Annotated in this window: 22 protein-coding genes; 12 read left to right on the top strand and 10 right to left on the bottom strand. The window is 58.7% G+C overall.

Features of this window, described 5'->3' with window-relative positions:
- Nucleotides 1-264: 264 nt before the first annotated feature.
- A complete protein-coding gene (locus tag TSA1_RS33325; RefSeq protein ID WP_245448475.1) occupies nucleotides 265-534 on the top strand; it encodes a hypothetical protein in 270 nt (89 codons plus the stop codon).
- Nucleotides 535-537: 3 nt separating this feature from the next.
- On the opposite strand, the gene TSA1_RS33320 is transcribed toward TSA1_RS33325, so the two are convergent.
- Together TSA1_RS33320 and TSA1_RS33315 are read right to left on the bottom strand one after the other, a co-directional pair.
- Nucleotides 538-1,200 (bottom strand): hypothetical protein, encoded by a 663-nt coding sequence (locus TSA1_RS33320; protein ID WP_100180024.1) that lies wholly within the window; start codon nucleotides 1,198-1,200, stop codon nucleotides 538-540.
- Between the two features lie 63 nt (nucleotides 1,201-1,263).
- Nucleotides 1,264-2,001 (bottom strand): metallophosphoesterase family protein, encoded by a 738-nt coding sequence (locus tag TSA1_RS33315; RefSeq protein WP_100180023.1) that lies wholly within the window; start codon nucleotides 1,999-2,001, stop codon nucleotides 1,264-1,266.
- Between the two features lie 194 nt (nucleotides 2,002-2,195).
- Between TSA1_RS33315 and TSA1_RS33310 the strand changes: the two genes are divergently transcribed.
- Nucleotides 2,196-2,822 carry a transglutaminase-like cysteine peptidase gene (locus TSA1_RS33310; RefSeq protein WP_100180022.1) on the top strand — a complete coding sequence of 209 codons (627 nt, stop codon included), beginning with the start codon at nucleotides 2,196-2,198 and terminating at the stop codon, nucleotides 2,820-2,822.
- An 11-nt stretch (nucleotides 2,823-2,833) separates the two neighbouring features.
- Here the strand turns inward: TSA1_RS33310 and TSA1_RS33305 are convergent, their stop codons facing one another.
- The 3 genes from TSA1_RS33305 to TSA1_RS33295 form a co-directional block, all read right to left on the bottom strand.
- Nucleotides 2,834-4,108, bottom strand: a complete 1,275-nt coding sequence (locus TSA1_RS33305) for a hypothetical protein (protein WP_100180021.1) — start codon at nucleotides 4,106-4,108, stop codon at nucleotides 2,834-2,836.
- 140 nt (nucleotides 4,109-4,248) lie between these two features.
- Nucleotides 4,249-4,524 (bottom strand): hypothetical protein, encoded by a 276-nt coding sequence (locus TSA1_RS33300; RefSeq protein WP_100180020.1) that lies wholly within the window; start codon nucleotides 4,522-4,524, stop codon nucleotides 4,249-4,251.
- A gap of 74 nt (nucleotides 4,525-4,598) precedes the next feature.
- The gene (locus tag TSA1_RS33295) at nucleotides 4,599-5,162 is read right to left on the bottom strand and encodes a hypothetical protein (RefSeq protein ID WP_245448474.1); all 564 of its coding nucleotides are present in this window, start codon (nucleotides 5,160-5,162) and stop codon (nucleotides 4,599-4,601) included.
- Nucleotides 5,163-5,439: 277 nt separating this feature from the next.
- Here TSA1_RS33295 and TSA1_RS33290 point away from each other — a divergent pair, with 277 nt between their 5' ends.
- The 6 genes from TSA1_RS33290 to TSA1_RS33265 all read left to right on the top strand — a co-directional run bounded on the left by TSA1_RS33290 (nucleotide 5,440) and on the right by TSA1_RS33265 (nucleotide 13,005).
- On the top strand, nucleotides 5,440-6,642 hold the full coding sequence (locus TSA1_RS33290) for a polysaccharide biosynthesis/export family protein (RefSeq protein ID WP_100180019.1): 1,203 nt from the start codon (nucleotides 5,440-5,442) through the stop codon (nucleotides 6,640-6,642).
- A 9-nt stretch (nucleotides 6,643-6,651) separates the two neighbouring features.
- A complete protein-coding gene (locus TSA1_RS33285; RefSeq protein ID WP_245448473.1) occupies nucleotides 6,652-7,392 on the top strand; it encodes a hypothetical protein in 741 nt (246 codons plus the stop codon).
- A 68-nt stretch (nucleotides 7,393-7,460) separates the two neighbouring features.
- A complete protein-coding gene (locus TSA1_RS33280) occupies nucleotides 7,461-8,936 on the top strand; it encodes an O-antigen ligase family protein (RefSeq protein WP_245448472.1) in 1,476 nt (491 codons plus the stop codon).
- A gap of 142 nt (nucleotides 8,937-9,078) precedes the next feature.
- On the top strand, nucleotides 9,079-9,696 hold the full coding sequence (locus TSA1_RS33275; RefSeq protein ID WP_100180016.1) for a hypothetical protein: 618 nt from the start codon (nucleotides 9,079-9,081) through the stop codon (nucleotides 9,694-9,696).
- Nucleotides 9,697-9,965: 269 nt separating this feature from the next.
- Entirely contained in the window at nucleotides 9,966-12,218 is a 2,253-nt protein-coding gene (locus tag TSA1_RS33270) for a polysaccharide biosynthesis tyrosine autokinase (protein ID WP_100180015.1), read from the top strand.
- Between the two features lie 151 nt (nucleotides 12,219-12,369).
- Nucleotides 12,370-13,005, top strand: a complete 636-nt coding sequence (locus tag TSA1_RS33265; protein ID WP_100180014.1) for a hypothetical protein — start codon at nucleotides 12,370-12,372, stop codon at nucleotides 13,003-13,005.
- A 416-nt stretch (nucleotides 13,006-13,421) separates the two neighbouring features.
- Here TSA1_RS33265 and TSA1_RS39145 read toward each other — a convergent pair whose 3' ends face one another.
- Together TSA1_RS39145 and TSA1_RS33260 are read right to left on the bottom strand one after the other, a co-directional pair.
- On the bottom strand, nucleotides 13,422-14,183 hold the full coding sequence (locus TSA1_RS39145; RefSeq protein ID WP_145984418.1) for a LamG domain-containing protein: 762 nt from the start codon (nucleotides 14,181-14,183) through the stop codon (nucleotides 13,422-13,424).
- A 218-nt stretch (nucleotides 14,184-14,401) separates the two neighbouring features.
- Nucleotides 14,402-15,139: an FkbM family methyltransferase gene (locus TSA1_RS33260; RefSeq protein ID WP_100180013.1), complete on the bottom strand. Its 738-nt coding sequence runs from the start codon at nucleotides 15,137-15,139 to the stop codon at nucleotides 14,402-14,404.
- A 283-nt stretch (nucleotides 15,140-15,422) separates the two neighbouring features.
- Between TSA1_RS33260 and TSA1_RS33255 the strand changes: the two genes are divergently transcribed.
- The 3 genes from TSA1_RS33255 to TSA1_RS33245 all read left to right on the top strand — a co-directional run bounded on the left by TSA1_RS33255 (nucleotide 15,423) and on the right by TSA1_RS33245 (nucleotide 19,244).
- On the top strand, nucleotides 15,423-16,655 hold the full coding sequence (locus TSA1_RS33255) for a hypothetical protein (protein ID WP_145984417.1): 1,233 nt from the start codon (nucleotides 15,423-15,425) through the stop codon (nucleotides 16,653-16,655).
- Nucleotides 16,643-17,938, top strand: a complete 1,296-nt coding sequence (locus tag TSA1_RS33250) for a glycosyltransferase family 4 protein (RefSeq protein ID WP_100180011.1) — start codon at nucleotides 16,643-16,645, stop codon at nucleotides 17,936-17,938. The genes TSA1_RS33255 and TSA1_RS33250 overlap by 13 nt, the downstream gene beginning before the upstream one ends.
- Before the next feature lie 61 nt (nucleotides 17,939-17,999).
- A complete protein-coding gene (locus tag TSA1_RS33245) occupies nucleotides 18,000-19,244 on the top strand; it encodes a lipopolysaccharide biosynthesis protein (protein ID WP_100180010.1) in 1,245 nt (414 codons plus the stop codon).
- A gap of 211 nt (nucleotides 19,245-19,455) precedes the next feature.
- Here the strand turns inward: TSA1_RS33245 and TSA1_RS33240 are convergent, their stop codons facing one another.
- Genes TSA1_RS33240 through TSA1_RS33230 form a run of 3 tightly spaced genes read right to left on the bottom strand, consistent with a single transcriptional unit; the run spans nucleotide 19,456 to nucleotide 22,677 of the window.
- Complete coding sequence (locus TSA1_RS33240) at nucleotides 19,456-20,520, bottom strand: glycosyltransferase family protein (RefSeq protein ID WP_100180009.1); 1,065 nt, start codon at nucleotides 20,518-20,520, stop codon at nucleotides 19,456-19,458.
- A gap of 16 nt (nucleotides 20,521-20,536) precedes the next feature.
- Nucleotides 20,537-21,280, bottom strand: coding sequence for an FkbM family methyltransferase (locus TSA1_RS33235; RefSeq protein ID WP_100180008.1), 744 nt, complete (start codon nucleotides 21,278-21,280; stop codon nucleotides 20,537-20,539).
- Nucleotides 21,281-21,309: 29 nt separating this feature from the next.
- Nucleotides 21,310-22,677, bottom strand: a complete 1,368-nt coding sequence (locus tag TSA1_RS33230) for an undecaprenyl-phosphate glucose phosphotransferase (protein WP_100180007.1) — start codon at nucleotides 22,675-22,677, stop codon at nucleotides 21,310-21,312.
- Between the two features lie 393 nt (nucleotides 22,678-23,070).
- Here TSA1_RS33230 and TSA1_RS33225 point away from each other — a divergent pair, with 393 nt between their 5' ends.
- Nucleotides 23,071-24,060: an ABC transporter substrate-binding protein gene (locus tag TSA1_RS33225; RefSeq protein ID WP_245448471.1), complete on the top strand. Its 990-nt coding sequence runs from the start codon at nucleotides 23,071-23,073 to the stop codon at nucleotides 24,058-24,060.
- Nucleotides 24,061-24,080 lie beyond the last annotated feature (20 nt).

The raw sequence follows: 24,080 nt of genomic DNA, 5'->3' as shown, positions 1-24,080 counted from the left end.
ATCCACCGTCTTGCAATTGGGAACCTGATGAGCTGAAGTTGCGGCGGCCTATGACTGCTGTTGGTCGTCCTTGGAGTCACCGGAGTGCAATTCACGCGCCGCAAGTCCGTATCAGATCGCCGGATGCCGGGAGATGCGCCGGTCAAGGCGATCTTGGCCGCCGCTGTCGGACTTGCCGTCTATGTTAGCGGTCCGCTCTCATGTCGTGCTCAGAGCGAACCCGAGCCCTCGCTCAGCGACTATCTTCCGCCAAGCGAGCCGGAAGTGACGCGCGACGCATGGCGGCAACGGATCGAGGACGCGCGCCGCCGCGCCAAGGAGGTCTCGCGCGAGCGGCGGGAGCATCCCGAGCTCTACAAGCCTGTCCCGGAAGACCCGGACCTCGTCGCGACCGAACGTCTGCTTCGCGACGACAGCCTGCAGCGAGGCGACATCGTCACGACCAAGAAGGGCATGTTCGTCTATCAGGGGCGATCCGACCAGCCGCGCCGCGATCAGGACTTCGTGCCGGTCAATCCGAAATCGGTGCGCTGAGGCTCAGTACCGCCGCAGGATCTCGTTGAACTTGGGATCGGTCACTTTCGTGGTCTCGAGCAGCAGCGACTTGCCCTGCGGCGTCGCCTGCACATAGGCCGCGATCAGCAGCGGCTCGTAACGGGAGCGATTGGCCAGTGCGGCGCGGATGTCGGATTGCGCCAGCAGCTTGATCTCTTCGTCGGTCGCAGCCGCGCTGGAGGTCACTGTCCGCACGCGCGCGAAGGCGACGTCGATCGGCACCGATCCGGTCAGATAGGACATCTTCACCGCAGGCGTCGCCGCTTCGCCGGCCTGGGCCTGCAGCGTGCCGAGCGTGAGCCAAAGCGCGGGCCTGATCGGCGAGATCTTCAAGGCCGTGACGATGGCGGCCTGGGCGGCCTTGTTCTCGCCGGCCCTTCCACCGGCATCGATTGCTGGGTGGTGAAGAACGTCGGCGGCCCTCGCCGCCGCGTAATTCGCGAGCAGGTCGCCATCCAGCGAAACCGAAGCCAGGACCCCGCCGGCCGCCAGCTTGGCCTTCTCGGGCGGGATCTCGCCCGAGAACAAATCACTCGCGCGAAAATCCGGTCGGACGAAATCGCCGTAGAACGCCATGGCGGCATGAAGCGCCAGCAAGACCGCGGTGCAGATGCCGATGACGCGAAGCAGGATCATGCGGTTCATGGTGAAATCGACGAGGCCTGTGAGGGCGGAGCGAATAGGGGATTCGAAGGGCAGCCGAAGCTCTTAAATTGCCATCAGACTATCGCCTTGGATCGTCAGCAGCGTCAAGTTTCCGGTCGCGTAGGCGCCGGTGTCGATATTGATGCGGTTCGGGCGAATATCGGGCACGCTGACCGGCGTATGACCATGGACGATATATTTGCCGAAGCGTTCCTCGGAGGCGAGGAACTCCTCGCGGATCCAGAGCAGGTCCTCGTCCTTCTGCCGCTCGAGCGGGACGCCAGGCTTGACGCCGGCGTGCACGAAGAAGAAGTCGCCGCAGGTGAACGACGAAGGCAATTGCTGCAGGAAGGCCAAGTGCTCGGGAGGAAGCGCGCGCTTCAATCCTTCGATCAGCTCGACCTGTTGTTCCGCGGTCGGGTTCATGGTCGGCGTGATGCCGTAGGAGACCAGCGTCAGCAGGCCGCCATAGTGGCGCCACTCCTGCAGGCGGACGGGGTCCTTGAGGACCTCGAGCAGGAAGATCTCGTGGTTGCCCTTGAGGCAAACCGTCTCGTGCGATTTCGAGCGTGCGATCAAGAGATCAAGAACGGCGCGTGAGTCCGGGCCGCGATCGACATAGTCGCCGAGGAAGACCTGGATGGCGCGTTCGGGAGCCGAGCGGGCAAGATCCGCGTCGATCACGGTTAACAGGGATTGAAGCAGATCGGCGCGGCCATGCACGTCCCCGATGGCATAGACGCGAATGCCGTCGGGAAGCCGCGGCTTGGTCTTCTTTCGAAAGCGTGAGGAAAGGCCCATCAGGTCGGTCGAATCGCATCCAGCGTCACGAGCGGAACGTCGTGACCGCTCTTAGCAGAACAAGTTACACATCGGTATTCTTAATTGTTTCCGACAAAGGTGCCCGCATTTTGATTAAAGGATCGCGCGGCCTTTGAGCCGTATTTCAAGACGTCTCGCGTAGCGTCTTCCCAACAAGAAATGGGGAGCGCGACATGCGCAAAGTTGTGAAGTTCCTGGCGGCCGTGGCCGCCATCGTCGTTGCTGCGGGGGTGCAGCAGCGCGCTGAAGCCGCTTTCGTCGGTGCGCCGATGGGGCTGCGCGGGGCCATCCAGTACATCAAGTTCGATCAGCCGACGCTGGCGCCGATGGCGTTCACGCTATTTTGCCTGAAGTACAAGGACGAGTGCAAGCCGCGTCCGCAGCAGATCGTCTTCCGGGGCGGTCGCCTGAAGCTTACGGCCGAGCGGTTGGCGCAGATGCAAGAGGTCAATCAGCAGGTCAATACCGCCATCCGTCCCGAGGCCAATCTGGAAGGGCTGCGCGGCGAGAAATGGCTGCTGCATCCGGTGAGCGGCGACTGCAACGACTACGCTGTGACAAAACGCCACGAGCTGATCGCCAAGGGCTTTCCGGCGCGTTCGGTGCTGCTCAGCGAGGTCGTGACCACCTGGGGCGAGCATCATCTCGTCGTCGTGGTGCGGACCTTCTCCGGCGATCTCGTGCTGGACAATCTCTCCGGCCACATCCTGCCGTGGTCGAAGAAGCCCTATCGCTGGGTTCGCATCCAGTCGCCCAAGAACCCGAACTACTGGGCTTCACTTGGCGACCGCGCGGTCTGATGATCGGCGCTCTATCGTGACGAGGATTGGCTGACGCTCTGCGACAGCCCCAATCCCACGATCACCGAAAGACACAGGATTGCCGCGGGCCGCAGCAATCCTGGCCCTGCGAAGCTCTGGACCAGCGCAAAGAGAAGACAGGCCGCGGCGGCCGCAGGGAAGAACGAGTCGCGTCCGCGCTGCAAGGCGCCGAAGAACAGGCGCACCAGCGCGATCAGGCCTGCCACCAGCGAGACAACGAGACCGATCGCTCCCATGCCGGCGAAGATCGCTGTCGCCGTCGACGGCGCCGTCAGGGCCGCGCCGGCATCGCTCTGATAGATCCTGGCGATGGCCGAGAAGGTTCCTGCGCCCGCGCCGAACCAGCGCGTATCCGCCAACATCCGCTCCAGCGCCGCGCGCGTCTCCGCCCCCATATCGGGTGTGAGCCGCATGAGGATCGGCCCGGAGCTCTGTTCGAACATGAAGGTCAGGACAATGGCGGCCCCGATCAGCGCGGCGGCCGCCAGCGCGCTGGCGGCCAATGGCGACAGATCGAGCCGGCGGATGACGAGGATCAGCAGGATCAACACAATGCCGAAGCCTGCCGCGACCGCATTGTTGGTTCCGGACAAGCCAAACACCGCAGCCGCGCTGATCAAGGCTCCCGCAAGGCCGAGCAGACCAAGCACGATCGAGCGGACCAGCGAATGACGCGTTTCGGCCCGCTCGGCGGCAAGCTGCATGATCGCCAGATTCAGGACGAGGCCGAAACCGGCCAGGGTCGTCGCGAACTCGGACGTTGCGGCAGTTCCTGCAACTGCGGGCGAGAGACGATGCAGATCCAGGGTCAAGGCGGAGACCGCGGTGACGCCACCGAGGACGAACAGGACCAGCTCGGCGCGGCCGCGATCGCGGACGACCACGATGGTCACGCCGAGCAGCGCGGTCGCGGCCAGCGCCAGCATCAATGCATTCAGGGTCAAGCCGAGATCGGCGGTGATCGGCCCGAGCGAGAGGCCACCAAGGACGTCGCGAGCGCTCGCCCAGATCGGGTGCGCCAAGCTCAATGGAAGCGGGGCGAGCTGGGCGGCGACAAGAACGGGGATCGCGATCAGGATCCAGCGCCCCCAGGAAGTCGCGCGCATATAGTGGTCGTAATCGGCCTTTCGCGCACTTAGCGTGGCTGCCAGCAGGCTGAGCGCGGCAGCCATCGTCCCGAGCTGCGCACCGAACTTGGCGCCGGCGATTTCGAGAGCGGAAGCGGAAACGATGGAAACGATGAGGGCAAAATAAGCGAGGGACAAACGGCGCGCTCGAAGGGAATCCTGAAACGGTCAGGTCACCATACAAGCGAGCGGGGGCTTTTCAAGCGAAGCTCGGTTCGGGCCAACAACTTGCCTGCCAACCCTTCGCATGCGCGCGAAAGGTTGATCGCAAAGAGAGATCAGCGCGCGCTCTTGACCGGCCGGGCAAACACGCGCGCGGCGCGGGCGGCGGCAAGGCTGAAGCGGGCGGCCGAGCCGAAGAGGTAGCCGGCCTGGAGCGCCATGGCGGCGAAGGCCGCAGCCTTCAGGCCTTCGAGGACGCCAAGACTGGTCATCAGGCTGACCGGCAGCACCGTGAGCACCAGGGCGAATGTGACCGGCAGCAGCACCAGGACGCGAAAGCGTTGGCCCAGCACGGCACCTACCAGAAAGCTGAAAATCAAAAGCGCGGTCATCCGAAACACTCCGTGTCTCGGACACTAGGTTCCCCACCCTAAAAAGACCCTTAAGCTGTATGGCTAAATTTGGCCTATTGACCGCAATTTGCCAGCAGCGAGTTATAGGCCTCCCGTAGCCCGTTCAGGGCGACCACGCCTTTGATCTCGCTGTCGCTTTCTTTGACGATCAGGGACAACGAGGCGGTCGTCTGCCACTTGCCGTCGGCAAAGGCCGAGATCTCGTCGGGCAGCAGCACCGCAGCGCCAGCGGCCGCCATGCTGGCCTCGACGGTCAGGGTGCCGCCGCCGCTCGTGGCGATGGTGACCTTGGGATGGCTCCGCGGCGGAAAGGGCCTGATCAAGGCCACCAGCACGTCGATCTTGCCCTTGGGCGCGCAGCGGACGATGAGGCCGGCAAAGTCCGGATCGGACTGGGTGGTGTCCGCGGTCTTCGTGATGGCCGCGAAGCTTTCGCCCTCCTTAACTCCTTGCGTGCGGCTGAACTTCCAGACGGAGGAGGGGGCAGGTGCGGCCACTTCCACGAGGGGGATACCCGTGCACGAGGACCGCGCGCAGGGACCCGCCGCGCCGAAGGGGCGGTCTGCGCCGCCAAGGAACGATCCTGCCAGGAGGGTGAACAGAAGGAGGCCAGGCACGAGGAAATCCTATCTTGCGGGTTCCAGCCTTTAGCAGACGGAGACGAGGTCAAGAAGGCCGGCGCCGACGCGCCGAGCCCTTCGCTTGGGCGGAGTGCTCGCCGACCAGGCACACGAAATACAACAAATGGTCACAAAGGGTTAAACCAAGATCCAAAACGTGGCCCGCACGCAACAGTCGGTGACCGATCGTCCGTTAACCATTCACGAACCCTTGTCGCACTGCCCGCGTCGCCGTACCACTTCAAGGTAATTGGGGTCTCCTGGGGCGCGATTCATGCATTCATTTGCCAAAGCTTATGTATTCACGCCGGCATTTCTGGCCGCCGCTTTGGCGCTCGGAGCCTGCTCGACCAATCCCGGCTCCGGTCCGCTGACGGACGACGTTAACAACAAGATTCAGACGGAAAGCGCGCCGGCCTATGAGCTGGTGCCGCTCAATCCGGCCACGGTGAAGATCCTGCACACGCATGAGCCCAAGGGGCTTGCCGGCGTGTTCACGGATCGCCGTCCGCCCGCCAGCATCGTGTTCGGCATCGGCGACGTCGTCAGCGTCACCATCTTCGAAGCGGCGGCAGGCGGTCTGTTCATCCCGGCGGAAGCCGGCGTCCGTCCCGGCAACTATGTGACGATCCCGGATCAGTCGGTCGACAATGACGGCTTCATCACGGTGCCCTATGCCGGTCAGATCAAGGCCGCGGGCCGCACGGCGGTGGAGATCCAGCGCTCGATCATCGAGAAGATCGGTAACCGCGCCATCGAGCCGCAGGCGGTGGTTTCGATGTCGTCACAGCGCACCCAGCTCATCAGCGTGCTCGGCGAAGTCAATTCGCCGGCGCGTTACCCCGCGAGCGCGGCGGGCGCCAAGGATAAGGTGCTCGATGCGATCACCCGCGCCGGCGGCATCAAGGGCCAGGGCTTCGAGACCTGGGTCATGCTGGAGCGTGGCGGACGGCGGGCTACCGTGCCGTTCGAGAATCTCGTGATGGCGCCCGAGAACAACGTCTATGTGCGTCCCGACGACAGCATCTACGTCTATCGCGAGCAGCAGAAGTTCATGGCGTTCGGCGCCAGCGGCCAGAGCGGCGAGTTCAACTTCGATGCCTGGCGCATCAACCTCGGCGAAGCCGTCGGCAAGGCTGGTGGTCTCCTCGATGGTCAGGCCGATCCCGCTGCCGTGTATCTCTATCGCCGCGAGCCGCGCGAGGTTGCAGCCCAACTCGGCATCGACGTGAGCAAGTACACGTCGGAGACGATCCCGGTCATCTTCAACGTCAACTTCCGCGATCCGGGCGGCTTCTTCCTGGCCACCAAGGTCATGATGAAGAACGGCGACATCATCTACGTCTCGAACTCGCGCAACGTCGAAGTTGCCAAGTTCCTGAACTACATGCGGGTGATCATGGCGACCGGCAGCGATGCCGTGAACCTCAGCAACGATGCGCTGATCTTCCGCAACAACATCAAGCTGGCGCCGTAAGACGCCGACTTGATCGACCAACAGCGATGGCACCGGGGCCTTGTCCCGGTGCCATTTTCGTTGTGCGATCTGATCAATATTGTCGGGCTTGCGGGATCCCTGCTGGGATCGCGGCACTACTCAGCAGGCGCCGGTCATCCGTTACCCCGCTGTGTTGCAAGGGGCTGCATGCGCTTTCGAACAATTGGGCGAATTCCGGCCCTCGTCTTGCTCGCTTTCGGGCTCGCACCGGCCGGGACGGCTCTCGGCGCGGCCGCGGAGCTGGGCGTTCGCCACCGCATCGACGTGATGGTCTCGGCCGAGCCCGATGCTCCGATCTTGTCGCGCCTGAAGGGAAGCAAGGGCGAGCTGTCCTTCACGGTCCGGCTATCGGCGAACTCCAAGGAGAGCAAATTCTTCGGAATGCTGCGTCCGTCTTTCCCTGACATCGTCATTCCCGACGGCGCGGGCAGACCGCTGGTCCAGCAGACCAAGCTCTGGGAGGAGGAGGTCTGCCACCAGCGCCGCGGCCTGCCCAAGGTCACGGTGACGCAGCTCGGCGGGCATTTTGGCGAGGGGGACGGGCGGATCGAGATTTCGGCCATCAACCGGCACATCGGCGTGCTGGTCCCGCCCGACGAATTAACCCCTGGAATAAAACTCGATCAGGGGAGTGATAGCTTTGGGCTATTCTATGCGTTCCGGGCCCAGACCCGGAACAGCCGTCTCAACGTCGATCTGAAGATCTACCCGATCGATTGCTTCCTCTAAGCTCAGAGCAAAGCTCGCAAGAAAGCTCGCAAGACACCACGATGCGCCTTTGGCCTCCCGACATCAGCTTGTCCAGGATTCGTTGGTCGTGGAGCCTGCCCGCGACCTTCATCCTGTTCGCAGTGGTGGCTGGCGCGCCGTTCCCGTTCGGCTCGACCAATGATCTGTCGATCGCGTTCTGGTGCCTCTGTCTCGGCATCGCGGTGATCTTCGCGCCGACGCGCGATCTGCGAGCGCCGCATCTGTGGCTGCTCGCCGGCATCGGCGTGATCGTCGCCGCTTACGCCTTCGTGCTGCACGAGCAGCTCTCCGACCATCCCTTCCTCGCGCCGTTTCAGCCGATCTGGAAGCAGGCCTCGGATCTCCTTGGCGTGCCGATCGCGCCCTCTGCTTCGATCGTGAAGAACGAGGCGTTCTTCGCGCTCGGTGCGCCGCTCGCCAACATCCTCGCCATCGTGCTCGGCATCACCGTCGGTGCGAACCGCGATCGCGCGCGCCGCATGCTGTGGGTGATCGCGATCTCGGGGGCGGCTTACGCACTCTACGGCGTACTCTCGTTCCTGATCGAGCCCACCATGATCCTGTGGCGGGACAAGACGGCCTATCTCGGCAGCGTCACCGGCACCTTCATCAACCGCAACACCGCGGCGGCCTATTTCGGCTCGGCTGCGGTGATCTGGATGCTGCTGATCCTGGAGGACGTCCGCCGGCGCCTGCCGGAGCGGCACATCGAGTGGCGGCGCCTGTCGCTCGATCTGCGCACGATCCCGCCAAAACAGATCCTGCCGCAGCTCGGTTGCCTCCTGATCTGCCTGATGGCGATGTTCATGACGACCTCGCGCGCCGGCGTCGGCCTGTCGCTGCTCGCGATGATCGTTTCGTTCACGCTGTTCCTGCGGAAGGACCTGCCGCCGCGCACCGGCATCTGGATCTCGCTGGGCTCCGGCATCGCCGTCGCACTCGGCCTGTTGCAACTCCTGGGCGGCCGTGTCTCCAGCCGCTTCGACAGCCAGGGCCTGGTCGACGAGGGCCGCATCGAGGCCTGGAAATCGACGGTTCGGATCATCGGCGACAATCCCTGGTTCGGCACCGGCATGGGCACCTTCCAATGGGCCTTCCCACCGTACCGCAGCCCCAACATCTCGATTCGCGGCGTCTGGGACGCCGCGCATTCGACGCCGCTGGAGCTTGCCTCGGAGGTGGGCATCCCCATGGCGCTGCTGGTGGCGCTCGGCTGGGCCGTCATGCTGCTGGTGCTGGCGCGGGGCGTGTTCACCCGTCGGCGCGACGCCATCATCCCGCTCGCGGCAGCGGCGACCGCGACGCTGTCGCTGCTGCATTCGTGCCTGGATTTCACCCTGCAGGTGCCCGGCTACAGCATTCCGTTCTTTGCGCTTTTCGGCGCGGGCCTTTCGCAGTCCTTCCGCACGCAGGAAGGCCGGCCGGCGGCGGGGGCGGACCCCACCAGCCGGCGAGGCGAGGGCCGTCCGGCAACCGTGGACGCAGCCCCGAGCCGGGTGCCTCAGCTTCATAAAAGTGTCTAGATTTGAAGCAGTTGCGCCGTTTACGAAGTCTTTAGAATAAGTGGACAGCCCCTTCCTCTTCCGCTACGTTCCTGCAACGAGCACAGCCATTTGCCCGGGCCGAGGAAGCAATTCGGGGCAGCTGATTTTTGGAGGTTTGTTTATGAGCGTTATCAGGATTGCGCTTCGCATGGCTGCCGCCGCGGCCCTCGCCGTGACGCTTCAGTCGGCCGCCAGCGCCGCCGTTTACCCGCCGCAGCGCCAGCTGCCGGCCACCGTCATTTCCGACTTCAAGGCCGCGCCCAGCAGCCTGCTGCAGCAATATCCGACCGGCGGCCCGCAGCTGATCTCGCGCGTGCGCGACCTCGGCGCCTCCGATCCGACCACGCTTCCCGGCCTGATCGCGCTGCTGAAGGATCCCGCGACCACCAAGGACCAGATGCGCGGCATCGTCGCCGGCCTCGCCCAGGTCGCCCGCATGGCCGCCCAGTCCGACCAGGCCTATGCCAATGAGATCCAGGCCGCGATCGCCGGCACCGGCAACGCCGACGTGATCGCCGCCTACCAGGCCGCGACCGGCGACGTCGCAATCGCCGCGACCGGCGGCGGCGCGGGCGGCGGTGGCACCGGCGCGGGTGGCCCGACGGGGACCAGCGGTTTTGCGACCGGCGGCAATGGCGGTGGCGGCACCACCTTCGGCCGCAACACGACCGCCAACAACGCGCCCAACGGCGGCAACGGTGGCGTCGGCAGCACCACCAACAGCGTCAGCCCGCGCTAAGCGGAAACGGCCCTCGTGGCCGGCCCATATCACTTCACGGCAGCGGCGCCCGCGGGCGCCGCTTTGCTTTTGCGCCGTTAAGCCTCCCGCAAAAAGTCGCGCAAAGCGCGGCAGTGCACTGCATCGAACGCGTTCAATTGCAGGCCGGCTTGTGCTAGTGTGGCGCGCAGCGCGGTACCTCGGCATCCGGTTTGCTCCGGAGTGTCGGCAGGCTTTTGGCCAGCATTGATCTCAAGACGACAGATCGATCCATTTTCAGGAATTGCTAGATGTTGCAGGTGAACAAGCCGACCTCGGAGATCAACCGTGATTTCGCCGAGGCCGACGGCTCTCCGTCGCAGACACTGATCTCTTACATGGAGATCGCTCGTCGCCAGTTCCCGACCATTGTCGCGATCGTCTCGGCCTGCGTGATCCTGGCGCTGCTCTACCTCTTCACCGCCGCGCCGCTGTTCACCTCCACCGCCTCGATGGTGATTGATACCCGCAAGGTGCAGCTGTTCCAGCAGCAATCCGTGCTCGGCGATATCGCGATTGATTCCGCCACAGTAGAAACCCAGGTCGAGATCCTGAAATCCGAGAACATTAGCCTCGCAGTGATTCGCGATCTACACTTGACTGAGGATCCCGAATTCACCGGCAGCGGTGGCGGCCTGTTTGGGACCGTTATTACCTCGGTAATAACCCTCTTCTCTCCTGGTACCGCGTCTTCCGAATTTGAGCTGACACGCAGGGCGCTGGAGCGTTTTGAGAAGAACCGCACGATCAAGCGTCTAGGGCAGACCTATGTGATGGAGATTGGCTTCACCTCACGAGACCCTGTAAAGGCTGCACGCATCGCAAATGCCATCGCGGACGCCTATATTGTTGACCAGCTTGAAGCGAAGTACCAAGCCACTCGCCGGGCTAGCGTCTGGCTGCAGGACCGTATCAAGGAGCTCCGCACCCAGGCCTCAGCCGCGCAGAAGGCGGTGGTAGACTTCAAGATCGCGAACAATATCGTCGACAGCGGCGGCCGGCTGATGAACGAGCAGCAACTCGCTGAGGTGAACAGCCAACTCATTATGGCGCACGCGGCGACGGCCGAAGCCAAGGCGCGGCTGGATCGTATGAACGAGATCGTCAAGCAGGACATTCCGGACGCCAACGTCGCCGATGCTCTGAAGAACGACACCATCGTCAAGCTGCGCGGCCAATATGTTGACATGGCCTCGAAGGAGTCGATTTGGGCGATGAAATATGGTTCGGATCATCTTGCTGCGGTCAACCTCCGCCGGCAGATGGCCGAGATCAAGAAGAACATCATCGACGAACTCAAGCGTATTCAGGAATCCTACAAAAGTGATTACGACATTGCTGTCACGCGTGAGGAGGCCATCAAATCGAGTCTTGCCAGCGTGGTCTCGGAATCTCAGCTCACCAATCAGGCACAGATCCAGCTTCGCGAGCTAGAGAGTACCGCGCAGTCCTATCAGGCAATGTATGACAACTTCCTGCAGCGCTACATGGAAAGCGTGCAGCAGCAATCTTTCCCGATCACGGAGGCGCGAGTCATCAGCTCGGCCACCACACCTCTGATTAAGAGCTATCCAAAGACGTTGGTTATTTTTGGAGCGGCTGTGCTCAGCGGGTTCATCTTGGGTTTTGGAGCGGCAATGGGCCGCGAAATGACCGACAAAGTTTTCCGCACGACCGCTCAGGTCGAGAGCGAGCTCGGCGCTAATTGTGTTGCGATCTTGCCCGCTCTCGGTGCGCCAGCCGGCGCGGCGCTCTCAGGCAAGCTCGGTCGGAGGAAGAACAACCCAGAGCCTGACTTGCTTCGGTACGTTGTCGACAATCCCTTGTCTCGCTTCTCCGAGGCTGTTCGCTCACTGAAGGTGGCGATCGATCTCAATTCCATCGTCCGCGAGAACCGAGTTTTGGCGGTGACCTCGACTTTGCCCAACGAAGGCAAGAGCACGTTGTCGACCAATCTCGCGCAGCTTATCGCGCACGGAGGAGCGCGTGTGATCTTGGTCGATGCCGACCTGCGCAATCCCTCTTTGTCCCGCGCTCTGCGGCCCGACGCACAAGCTGGCCTCGTAGATGTTGTTGCGCACAAGGCGCAGCTTGAAGATGTCGTCAGCATTGATCCTCAAACGGGGCTGGCGATCCTTACGGCTGGCACCACTTCCAAATTGCTGCATACAAACGAGGTGCTTGCGTCTAAGCCTATGCGCGATTTAATTGCGCTGTTGCGGTCAAAGTACGATTACGTGGTGCTCGACATGCCGCCGATGGCGCCAGTAGTGGACGTGCGAGTGACCTCGCCCTTTGTTGATTCGTTCGTTTTTGTGGTGGAGTGGGGCAAGACCAAGATCGATGTCATCCGTCACAACCTGCGCAACGCTCCGGAAATACAGGACAAGTTGCTCGGGGTCGTCCTGAACAAGGCAGATACGAAGTTGCTTGCTCGATACGAATCTTATCACGGCCGCTACTACTACCAGAAATATTATGCGCGCTATGGGTACGTTGAATAGCGCTAGCGAGATACGAATGCTGAGGAGCCGGCCATGCGGTTGTTTTGAGGCTTCCGTTCGAGGGCCGTTATTGTTGCTTGGTCTTGCTGGGGCAATTTGGTCTTTCGTCTCGTTGCCTCAGTTTTGGCTTTCTTCGTCTACGGGACAGGTCATGGCGCGACTTCTCTCTGCGGACCGCTTTAAACTTGCGTATCTAGATGGAGTGATGACTTCGATCAATCGTAGTTCTCCCTCTATTCTCGCAAGAAGCGACGCGGCGCGCTTAGAAGCGCTTATCCTCCTGCAGATCGCCAAGGAATCTGGAGCACGATCGGGCAGTGAAGAATTGGACCGGACTGGAATGAGTGCAGTCTACACGATCAGGTCAGCTTTAACGTCCAATCCGGCGGACTCATTCTTGTGGTTAATGCTATACTCAACCGAGCTTACCCGCACTGGGTTCGACAACAGCCTTATTCGATACATCGAGGAGTCATATGCGTTGGCCCCGCTCGAGGGGTGGGTTGCACTCCAGCGCAACGGAATCGGACTCGCTACTTTTGAAAACCTGAAGCCATCGATGCAGGATAAGGTAGTGTCTGAGTTTGTGGGCTTAGTCGATGGAAGTTTTTTGGATGTCGCTGGAGTCAATCTGACAACAGTCGGTTGGGCGCAGAGAGAGCGCTTGTTGGCCAGTCTCACACGGCTAGATGTTATTTCTAGAGAGGCCTTTGCCAAGAAATTGTCGCGAGAGGGTTTGAAGGTGGCCGTGCCGGGTATCGAAGTAGACGATAGGCTATGGCGTTGAAGCGAAACGGGCTAAGAGCAGCAATTCGCGCGATGGCATTTTTGCTTTGCTTGCAATCCGCGTCTTACGGACAAAATGGCACCTCGCCTGCCTCAAGGCTCACGTTCCAAGGACCTGCGGATCAGTCGAGCTTGCCTCCAACATTTCGCGATCCGCTCGGGCGTTCATGCTTCGACGTTGAGGCAGTGGCGCGTGCCCACGTTGTTAGTCCGAATCTCATGGACCATGTAATTAGCATCAAGAATAAATGCGGACGGTTGATCGCCGTGAAGGTTTGCTATCTTAACTCTGAAAAATGCAATGATTTGCGCATTCCCAGCTATGGTCGGGTGGACACCATCTTGGGTACGATGAGCGGCGTCAAAACCTTTAGATACTCGATCAAGCAATAGCTCGACATCGGGGTCGCAACTCGCCTAGTGGCGAATATTTCGGCTGTCGTCAGTCTGCCAAACCTCAACCGATCGAACCCTGATGGGCGAACTCTTTCCTGAGCTTAGGACCAGGATTAGGTGCAAGCTGTCGAGCGGGCCGAACGCCCATGGCGTTTTCGATGTTGGCGGAGGTGGTTCATCCTTGAACATCGTCCAGGTGATCGATTGATTGCTTTGCTTGCCATCCAAAAAGAATGTCATACTTCCAGGACGGTCTGCTGTCGCTGGTATCCACAGAGCTCCAAATTTGTGGAACTTCATCCAATCTATATCGCTTGGACCGGTCTGGATACCTGAGGCATATGGGCTCCCATGGCCGCACAGCGGAGTTTTTGGACACATCCCTCGGGTCCCGTACCAATGGTGGATCCCCGCCCCATATTGATTTCGAGTACGTAGTCTCGATCCTTGCAAGTCGTACTCGAAAAAATCGACTTCTATCGTGTTGAAATAGCCAGGTGGTTGCCCCCTCCAAAACGTTTCTGGGACTTCAAGGATAGACTCAAGAGTCAAGGACCACCAAGCGGGCCAAACACCCTCTCTAAGATTTACCCTCTCTGGGTCGAATGAAATTTCTGCTTCGAAATAGGCACCACCGCCAAATGCCACGCCGGCAAAGTAAGGCCACTTTGAAATCTTTGTGACGGTTGTCATCGCGCCATCATAACCAAGCCCGCCCGTTATGAGCTCGCCGTTTTCGATTCTGGTCAGCCCCAGCTCATTTCGAGGCTTGAAGAAATTCATTCGATACCACTGGTAGCCAGATCTATCTGATCCACTCAGATCCACATTGTCGGAAGTGAACTGTCTCGTTGCGAACGTTTGGGTGTTATATCCAGCTTCTAGGGCTGCCTTCGGAGGTGCTGCGGAAGCAGGGAGGTATGCTAGCGCGCCGATAATGGCCGCGAATAGTAAGGTTATCCCGAAGGGGCGGGCAGGCTGACTCTTAAGAGGCTGTCGCTTCATGCAGGGGACCAGCCCCGAGACATATCTCTGTCTGATCGTGCAAAGAGCAGATCAACTTGGAGGACAAAATTTGTAGATCGAGCTCTTTTGATTTCGCAAAGATCGAAGAGCCGAAATCCTTTCTGCGACATGAACGCAACTACATCGGCAATCAGAGGGGCTCCCTCATTATAAGGGGCGACGGATGCTTCCAACAGAAACAATTCGCACGTTTTCAGTAGCTTCGTTCCTCCAGCAAGCACGTCAAGCTCAGCACCTTGGACGTCGAGCTTTGCGAAATCGATCTGCTCGATCCCGTTCCGCGCAACCACCTCGTCGATCGTCGTGCGCTGTTTGGTCACCTTAGTCCTGGGTACAGCGGTCATTTCAGGATACATTGAAGACCCGGTTTCCATTTCGTAGAACGTCGCCTCTCCCGGGGTGGATCCCACTAAAGCAATATCAACTTGAGCCTGGCCACGAGCGCCAGCTACAATTGCGTTAAGGAGTTCACGCTTGCTTTCCTGAGCCTCAACCATTAAAAATTTGGCTTCCGGAAAAATTCTGCGCGTAACCTCAGTCCAGCGGCCGACGTATGCGCCTACATCTAGGATGTTGTTGGGCCTGAAGCCTAGGTTTCGCAGGTTCGTCAAACGATCAGCCATAGCATTTCCGAAAAGTCGCTTTTGGACGACGGCCGGAACGAAATTCGAGATGGAATGGATAAGTGGTTGAAGCGTATCAATGGTTGTCATAATGGCTCTCCTACGGAGACTTTAGCAGGCATTTGTTTGAAGTTTGTACGAGGGAGGGCAGTCGGAAGCTAAGCTTTTCAGTATATTGTTAACTCTCCGCAAAAGGCGCTCAAGTTTCGACTACCTGTTAACTTTCGATGATGTCCTGACGATGAGCATATCAATTACGCTATGAAAGCAAAGTGCACGCAAACAAGGTTAGGTTGAATTTTTCATGTTTCGTGCGACTGCGCGTTATCTTGCGATCTTGTGCTTGTTAGTATCGCTCTGGAGCGCGATACGCGTGGCTGGCATCACGATTTTTGACGTTCTGGCCCCTGTCTGCATTGCTGTTCTTTTGTTGGCCTCTCCAGCGGACAAGACAATTTCCGATGATAGGGATCTTCGCCTGATCGCCGAGAGTCAGTTGTTCTTTGTGATTGCATCGATAGCGTCAGCGATACCTAGCGCGGCAGTCGGTGAACACATTGCTAAGTGTATCGTCATCGCCATAGCGATGATCGCGATGTTTGTCATGGCGAGTCTGATAGTTCGTAAGTGTATTTTGAGCTTCAACGAAGCAGCTTTTTGGCTGGCTCTCTCGGCGGGTATTTCGTCTGCCTTTGTTATCCTGCAGGGGCAATTTCGTCTCTTTACAAGCATCTCGCCCGTGTTCAACACCGGGACGCAGGAGTGGCTGCGCGCCACCGGCCTGGCGGAACATCCCATTGAGGCCGGAGCTATCGCCGGTATCGGCATGGTATTGGCCTTACATCTGTTGCTTGCTCGGAGGGTAGCTAGGCACCCCTTTACAGCTGGCGTTTTGCTCGCGGCAATATTCGTCGATGCCTATTCCATGATCTCCTCTGCGTCGCTGACTGCGGTTGGGTCCGTCGCCGCAGCTCTGGCTGCACAGCTAGTGCTCGCTCGCCGGTACGGTCTCCTCATGGCGACGATCGCTGCTATTCCTGCTATTGTTCTTCCATATCTTCTTGCTTCGTCTAGCCTTCTTGGAGACCGCCTCCTTCAGCTGCTGACTTTGGGAGATCGGTTTACGACCGTTCAATCGCGGCAGTCACAGTTGTCGGAGACGCTCGGCCAGATCGATTTCGCTTCATTTATTCTTGGGCACGGGTATTCCTTCAACGATCTCCCGCAAGGGTTGGAGATTCATAACGCAGCACTTGCAAGCCTTTATCATTTTGGTGTGCTTGGCTTGATTAGCCAGATTTGCATTTGCGCTTACCTTCTCCGGAAGGTCATTTCGCCATACCCCGCCCCTATGCGTGGGGCCTTGCTGGGCGTTCTGCTTGTCTTTTTCGGGGAGTATCTTACCGGCCCTGTTTTTGCGCGGAGGTCCGATTGGATCACGGTGATTGTGCTAGCATCTTTTATGCCAAGCGCAACTTCTCGCCGAAACCAGAGGCTTCGTGATCCAGGCGTGAGCAGCTTTGGATACTATCCAAAAACAATTGATGTCAGCGCAGAGGCGCAGGGCCGGCCGTATCGAGATGGTGCTGGTACATGCGAGTCTTAACGATCGTAAAGGACTTTGATATTGGGGGGACGCAGCGTGTCGCTCAAAACCTTACACTTGGAGTCCAGCGAGCGGGCATTGACGTGGCTGTACTCGGCTACGACAGGCGAGGCTCACGCGAGCGGTTTTATCAGGAGCATGAAGTCCCCGTATTTGGACCCGACGAAGGTCGCTCAAGTGACTACATAAACGAAGCGCTTCGTTGGCAGCCGGACATCGTTCACATCCATAGAACCGGCTATCCCAACCACTTCGAAACGAACCTACTGAGGGAGTTTCGCAGTCATGGTACGCAAATAGTCGAGACTAATGTGTTTGCCCGTTACGACCAGACTGAAGCGCGTAATTTAATCGATGTTCACTGCCTACTGTCGCGCTGGTGCTGGATGAAGTGGACAATGTGGCGCTCCAACCGCGATCAGTCTGCCGCGACTATCTTGCCTAATGCTGTCGACGTAAGTCGGTTCGAGCCATTAGGTGAGCGGGAGCGACAAGCTCTTAGAACTGCTCTCGGCGTACCAAGCTCGCGTTTCCTTTTCGGGCGAATTGGCCAGCCTTTATCTCCTAAATGGTCTCCCAAGATTTTCCCAGCTTTCTCAGAAGCGTTGGCACGCGGAGGTGATCTTGGCCTTTTGCTTGTCGGCGCTCCCATCGAGTATAAAAGGCTTGTCGCAGACCTTGATCAATCTATTCGAGGCCGCATCGTGATGGTTGATGCGGTTGATGATGATGCACGTCTAAGTGGCTTCTATTCAGCAATGGATGCTTTCCTCCATCTTGCCGAAATCGGCGAGAGTTTTGGAATGGTTCTTTGCGAAGCCTTACTCTGCGGCACTCCGATTATCACCCTCAGTACTCCCTTGCGGGATAACAGTCAGCTCGAGGTCGTTGGACACGAGCGAGGGGGGTTAGTTGCTCGTGATTTAGAAGGTGTGGTGGACGCGATGGTTCGCGTCCAAGAGGATCAAGCGCTAAGGCTGCGTGTCCGAAACGAGGCTCCTACTTGGGTCGCAAGCCGATTTGCCGTCGACGTGGTTGCGTCCAGTGCGATCCATATCTACGAGGCGCTTATGGCAGCAGCAGACAAGGCGGACCTGCAGCGCCGCCTAAATGCCGCAGGCGAGGGGCCCCCCGATCTCGCGTGGCTAAACGCAATTCAACTTGACGGGCTCGGCGCGGCGCCGACGGCTTTTCAAAAGGTGCTATTTCGCTTGTTGCATATGCCGCAGTTTTATAGTGCTTACCAATTAATAAAGACCGGGCTGGCTGGGGTACGGCGGTAGCACTTGCACCTGCTACGCATAGTATTGAACTTTTGCCTCTAGACTAGGACAATGAAGAGCTGTGTTTCGGAAAATCGGTCATAATGTGCTGGCGATCGTGCTGGTACAGGCGATAAACTTCATTGTTCCACTGGTGGCCTTGCCCCATATCGCGCGCGCTCTCGACGTGCACAAATTCGGAGTCTATGTAGTTCTGCTTAGCTATGCCAATTATGTTCTAATGGTTTCGGATTTCTCGTTCAATGTGAATGGTCCTTTGCTTGTAGCGGAGTCAAAGAGAGACGGGCAGTTGCGCCAGCTAGCGATTGATACGACGGCTCTTAAAAGCATGTTGTTGATTCCTGCTCTGCTCGTCTTCGCAATTTCTGCGTATTTAATAGCCGACCAGAATTGGCTCTACGTTCTTTTGAGTGGCATGATACCCATCACGACAACCTTTACGCCACGCTGGATCATGTACAGCGTGGGGCAGATTTATGTTTTTGCTGGGCTTAGTGCAGTTAGCAAGGGTCTGTGGATTTTACTCGTTTATCTTCTAGTGCAAGCTCCTGATGACGTTGGGATCCTTCTTGCTATCACAGCTCTGACGCAGCTCCTGCTTTGCGTGTTGTGTATTGTTTTGGTGTGGAACGAGAGCGAAGGCGGATCTCCACCAACTTTGTCACGGATATGCGCCATCTTCCAGAACGACTTCAAACAGTTTGCTGCATCCATTGCGACGTCGTCTCTGAAAGATCTTGGAGTTGTAGCCCTTTCTGTGTCGAGTAGCGCGGTGCAAGTGTCGCTGTACGCGCTTGCTGACCGAGTTCGCTTTGCCCTCTTAGGAGTTGTTGCGCCAGTAAGTCAGTCTTTGTTTCTTGTCACAGCGAGGCATAAGCTTAGCGGAGGAGTGCAGCAGCGAATCCGTGGGCTCGTGAATATGGCGGTCACGATCGGAGCTGCAATGTGTGGAGTTGCGGTCTTTTTGTTTTCGGAGGAATTGGTAGCCCTGTTGGGAGGCGGAGCTTTCGCCCATTCGGCACCGCTGTTGCGTATTGTAGCATTCGCTCCAACGTTCACGGCGCTTACTTCGGTTCTGGGCGTCAATACCTTGCTTGCCGAAGGTTTCGCGGCCGAGTATGCATCTGCGCAGCTTACTTGTGCGGGTCTGGCTGGTCCAGTGCTGCTCCTGTTGGTGCTGCTGTTTGGAGCCACTGGCGCCGCATTAGGTGTGTTGCTCGCGGAGATAATAGGCGTTTTAGTGCTTGGTAGAGCATGTCAAAAATCCGGAGTCATTGCGAAGGCATTTTCGCTGCGCGGCAAATAAACAGCGTCGTACAATGCCAGGTCAAATTGCGAGAGCCAGCGCAACGCTCAGAACGGGTAAAAGATCAAACTGAGGACAAGCCATAAGAGCACTGCGCTGAATACAAGCAGCACTGCGCGCAAGTTGAACATCGCTTTCTGGCCTCAATCGGACGCTCAAGTCAATTCAAACTGGGACTGTTTTGGTTTAGTCGAGCCACCAGAACTAATTGTCAGACGCTCGGGCTTGTTACGATTTCGATAAACCTTCGGTAGTGGCCAGATAAATAGTAGTCTCCATCCGCTGGAATGGCAGAGGTCAATTCTTTATACCTACGCCCGCCGTCAGCGGTTAGCATGCGGATGGTCTCTATCACGCTAGATGCAGAGAAGTCGCAAACGTAACCCAAACGTCTTTGCTCAACAACCTTCGCTGTAAATGTCCCGCGGTTTGTCAGGATGGGCCGTCTGAAGGCACCAGCGTGATAAATCCGGTTAGGAAGTAGCCACCGCTCATTGTCGTCTGCATCTTTGTCGAGTAGGCCAAATATCAGATGATTCTCGGCGTGGATGCGATGCAAGTCTCGCATGTCATACTTTCCGTGCAATGTGACGTTGGGCAGGCTCTTTAGGTTTTCGTATTCTGCTTCCTCAGCTCCATTGCTACAGAAGCCGTACAGGTTGAATTCGACCTGTTCCGGTAGGGCAGAGGCCACTTCCGCTATAATTTGTAGGGCCCGTACTGAGCGGAAAATTCCAGTATACACTATCTTGAACTTAGCTAGGTCTGGCGGGGAAGGTACTTCAGATGGCTGCTGTCCTGCGAGCAGGTTTTCTATGACTTCTACCTTGGTAGAGCTTAGCTTCATCGAATAGTACTGAGTTAAAAACTCTGGAGAGGTAAGCAAGAGCCAGTTGACGGTGGGCAGGAGAGTCCGTTCGATTGCGCGAAAAAAGCGGGCTTTAAGCGATTTGCCAAGGAAATGAGGATTAATATCAGATATATCCCAGATAATCGTCTTCTTTCGTCTGACGATTTTTGCAACCGAGCCGACCAAGCAAGCATCAATTCCCCAGAGCCAGAAGACATCGGCCTTCGAGAAGAGCAAGACGAAGAATAACCGAATATAGGTTAGCTTAAACGTTCGCTGAAGAAGCGTCTCTATGTTCTTGTCGGATCTCGTTTTATAAATCGTGAGATCAATCGCGGCGCCGCTAATGTCCTGTAGGCGTCGATGGTGGGACGAGTGATTTGGTGCGAAGCTGACGAATAGAACCGCGCTTTTTTGTTTACTCATCTAATGTCGAGGGATGTTAGTTTTTCGCGTGCTGCGGCGTGCTGCGCCGCTTGAATAGGAAGTCTGCTTGCAAGGCGCCTTTGATGTGGTGCTGGTATTGATTATACACCCCTTGAATTTCGAAGCCGTGCTCCCGCATGAATTCGAGAACGTCTCCAGCCAAAGCCTGGCCCTGATAGAGCTCGACATAAGAAGCTTCTACATAGACAGTTTCGAATAGGCTCAGCAACTCTTTAGAGCCTTTCAGGACGTCCAATTCAAAGCCTTGAACGTCAATTTTCAGGAGGGCGGGGGCGATTATCTGATCAGTTCGCAATACAGAAGCGAGCCGACGGAGCTGTATGTCCTTTGTGGCGCTAACAGTAGTTCCGAACGCTTCGATTTGCATTGCCGCCGGTGGTAATATCGATGAAGAATCGTTAGCGTTCGCAACGTTGATTACGACTTCAGTATCTTCGGTGCCGATGCCACAGCGGAAGAGTTGCACCCGCTCGTCTTGATCAAAGATGCTAGCGAACGTATTCCAACAATCTTCTAATGGCTCAAAACTAAACACTCGTGCATGGGGATACTTCTCGCGCGCGAATAGAGCGAATTGTCCGACATTGCCGCCTACATCAACTACTGTGTTGTATTGGCGGCCGTCCAGGGCGACGCTGTGTTCAATGCTAGCCGCGACACCTTTTTTCAGGGCGAGTCTTCCCGATTGAGAGCCGAGGCCATGGAGAAGCTTTTGAATACGGACGAGGAATAGATTCATGGCACGGGCAGCCCAGGCAGGCGGATTGACTAATAAGCTGTAGGACGTGCCAGAGTTACCATCGCTGTTCGCAATAGAATCCTGACATCCAACCACAAGCTCCAGTTATTAATGTACCACAAATCATACTCCACACGCTTCTCCATTAGCTCCAGCGTGCGGGTTTCTCCGCGGTAACCATTAACTTGGGCCCAGCCGGTGATGCCGGGCTTGACATGGTGGCGGAAGGCGTAGTTGCCGATGATCTGCTCATATTCGGTGTTGTGGGCGGCCGCGTGCGGGCGGGGGCCGACCAGCGACATGTCGCCCTTGAGCACGTTGAAGAGCTGCGGCAGCTCGTCGATCGAGGTCTTGCGCAGCCATTTGCCGATCGGCGTGACGCGCGGGTCGTTCTTCTCAGCCTGCTTGATCTTCGGGCCGTCCTCCAACACGCGCATGGTTCGGAACTTGAAGATCTTGAACGCGCGCCCGCCGAAGCCGTGGCGGGTCTGGCGGAAGAACACCGGGCCCTTCGAGCTCAGCTTGATCAGAGCTGCGGTCACCAGCATCACCGGCGCGAACACGAGAAGCGCAACGCTCGCGCCGACGAGGTCGAGCGCCCGCTTCAGCGCGCGCTCCTTCCAGGACAAGGGCGCGCGGCGCAGCTCGGCGGTGAAGGTGTTGCCGGTGGAGACCAGCGGATAGCGCAGGAACCGCGCGGCGTGGGGGTCCGGCACCAGGTGCACCGGGATGGGGAGGATCTTCAGCACGTCCAGAATGCTGTCGATCGCGTGCTGCCGGCCCCAGTTCATCAGCAGGAAGACGTGCTCGATTCGGTTCTCGCGCGCGTAAGCGATCAGCTCCTCGAACCGCGGCGCCAACGATGAGAGCAGCAGCGGCGAAGCGAGGTCCTTGGGTCGGATTTCCATCACCCGCATCAGGCGGTAGCCGTGCTGGCCGAGGTCGTCGACCGCGTTGGAGGAGCTGGCAAGGCCGAACTCGGCGATCATGATCGCGCGGCCGTTGGCGAAGGCGCCGGTGCGCAAGGCGCGCGCGGTCCAGCGCGCCGCCAGCGTCTTCCAGGCGAGCAGGACGGCAAGGCCGACCAGATAGAACGAGATCGTGGTGCCGCGGGAGAACTCGTCGCTGACCTTCATCGTGAAGGCGATCGCCAGCAGCGCCCCGAACAGCCCGGTCCACGTCGTCAGCGTCATCCGGAACGTGCGGGGCAGGTTGGTGATGTTCTTCAGGCGATAGCCATGCTGCACGACCGTCAGCAGGACGAAATTGATCGCCACCATCACGCTCGCCGCCGCATAGACGTCCGCCTTGCCGAGCGTGCCCGCTGTCGCGATGTGATAGCCGACCGCGCACCCGATCCCGCTGACCATGATCAGCGCCGCGTCGGCCACCGCCATCGCCCGCTCGACAACCACAGGGCGCAGCCATCTCGGCGCAAAACCTGTGGAGGTCTCCGTATCTTGCGCGACCACGGTGATTTCCGTCGTAGTATCAGCGACGGGCACCGGTCGAGTGGAAAGAATGGTCATCCTGCCAAGCCCATTGACGCAAAATTCATTTACCCGAACAAGCCGTGCTATCGGTCAAAATCGCTGTTAAAACAAGGCGAAGGAAAAATTAACCTTACCCCACACGCTGCATTGTAGCCCATCTCGCCTCGACTGATATGTTAAATTTCACAACCCGTTAGGAAGTCCTCGTTGTCTCGAACCCAGTCCCGGCGGCGGCCCCGGCCGAAGGGGAAGCGCACCCTCGCTTTTGGCCTTGCTGCTGCGGCATTGGTGGGAACCGTGCTTCTCCTGCTTCGCCCTGATGCGGTATCCGTACGAACTTCGACGGCTCCGTCTGCGGCCGCGGTCAAGCTCCTGTTGGACGGGCCATACGCGGCGCGGTTCGCCGGCGAGCTCTGTGCATCCAGGCAGAACTATTTCTCCTCCCGCATTGAGTTGGCCGCCCAACCCGACCCGGACTTCGTCCAAACTGTTGCACGCCAACATGCCATCGGCGTGACGAGCGGCCACAAGTTCCTGCTGGCGACCTGGCGCGGCGTTCCCGTCACGGCCTTTGCCGCAAGCTTCCTCGATACCTCCGTTGCGATCTTCACGCTCGAAAGCTCGGGTTTGCGGCGGCCGGCTGATCTGGTCGGAAAGCGGGTCGGGTACCGCCGGGCGAGCGAGGGCGACGTCGTTTTCGATGCCATGATGGCGCAGCTCGGACTTCCTCGAAGCCAGATCACCAAAGTCCCAGACCGTGACAGCTTCGAAGCCCTGCGCGCCGGTGAAGTCGATGCCATCATCGCGGCAATTGACGAGCAACCGGATCCCGCCAGTTCCGCTTTCGCGAAGCTGAATGTCATTAAACCGCAAGACTACGGTATCCATGTGCCTGGCTTGGTTTACTTCGCGAGTAACGCTCTCGTCCATGAACAGCCATCCATGATCGCCGATGCCCTTCAGGGCCTCATTCGGGGATGGCAATTCACCTACGCGGACTATGCACGGAGTGTGCCTGTCCTCGCTGGTACGGGACCCGCCAGGCTAAACCCTGAGCGACTGAGATTCGAACTGCAGCAGCAGCGCCCGCTGGTGCTTCCGACGGGCGGGCGGATCGGCGACTATGAAGAGAGTCGCTGGCGGACGCTGCGGGATATCCTTCTCTTCGCCAAGCTCGGTGAGGAAGACGTGCCCCTGGCTCAGTCCGTCAACTACCAGTTCCTCCGGGACGTTTACCGACGATCGCCCGATCTCGCCGCCCCAGGCGCCTGGAGCGAGGAAAAATAGGACCAAGAAGCCACACTTGC

This window comes from Bradyrhizobium nitroreducens (genome assembly GCF_002776695.1).
Taxonomy (GTDB): Bacteria; Pseudomonadota; Alphaproteobacteria; order Rhizobiales; family Xanthobacteraceae; genus Bradyrhizobium; species Bradyrhizobium nitroreducens.
The sequence above is the reverse complement of the archived record's forward strand: the minus strand, read 5'-3'. Positions and strand labels throughout refer to the sequence as shown.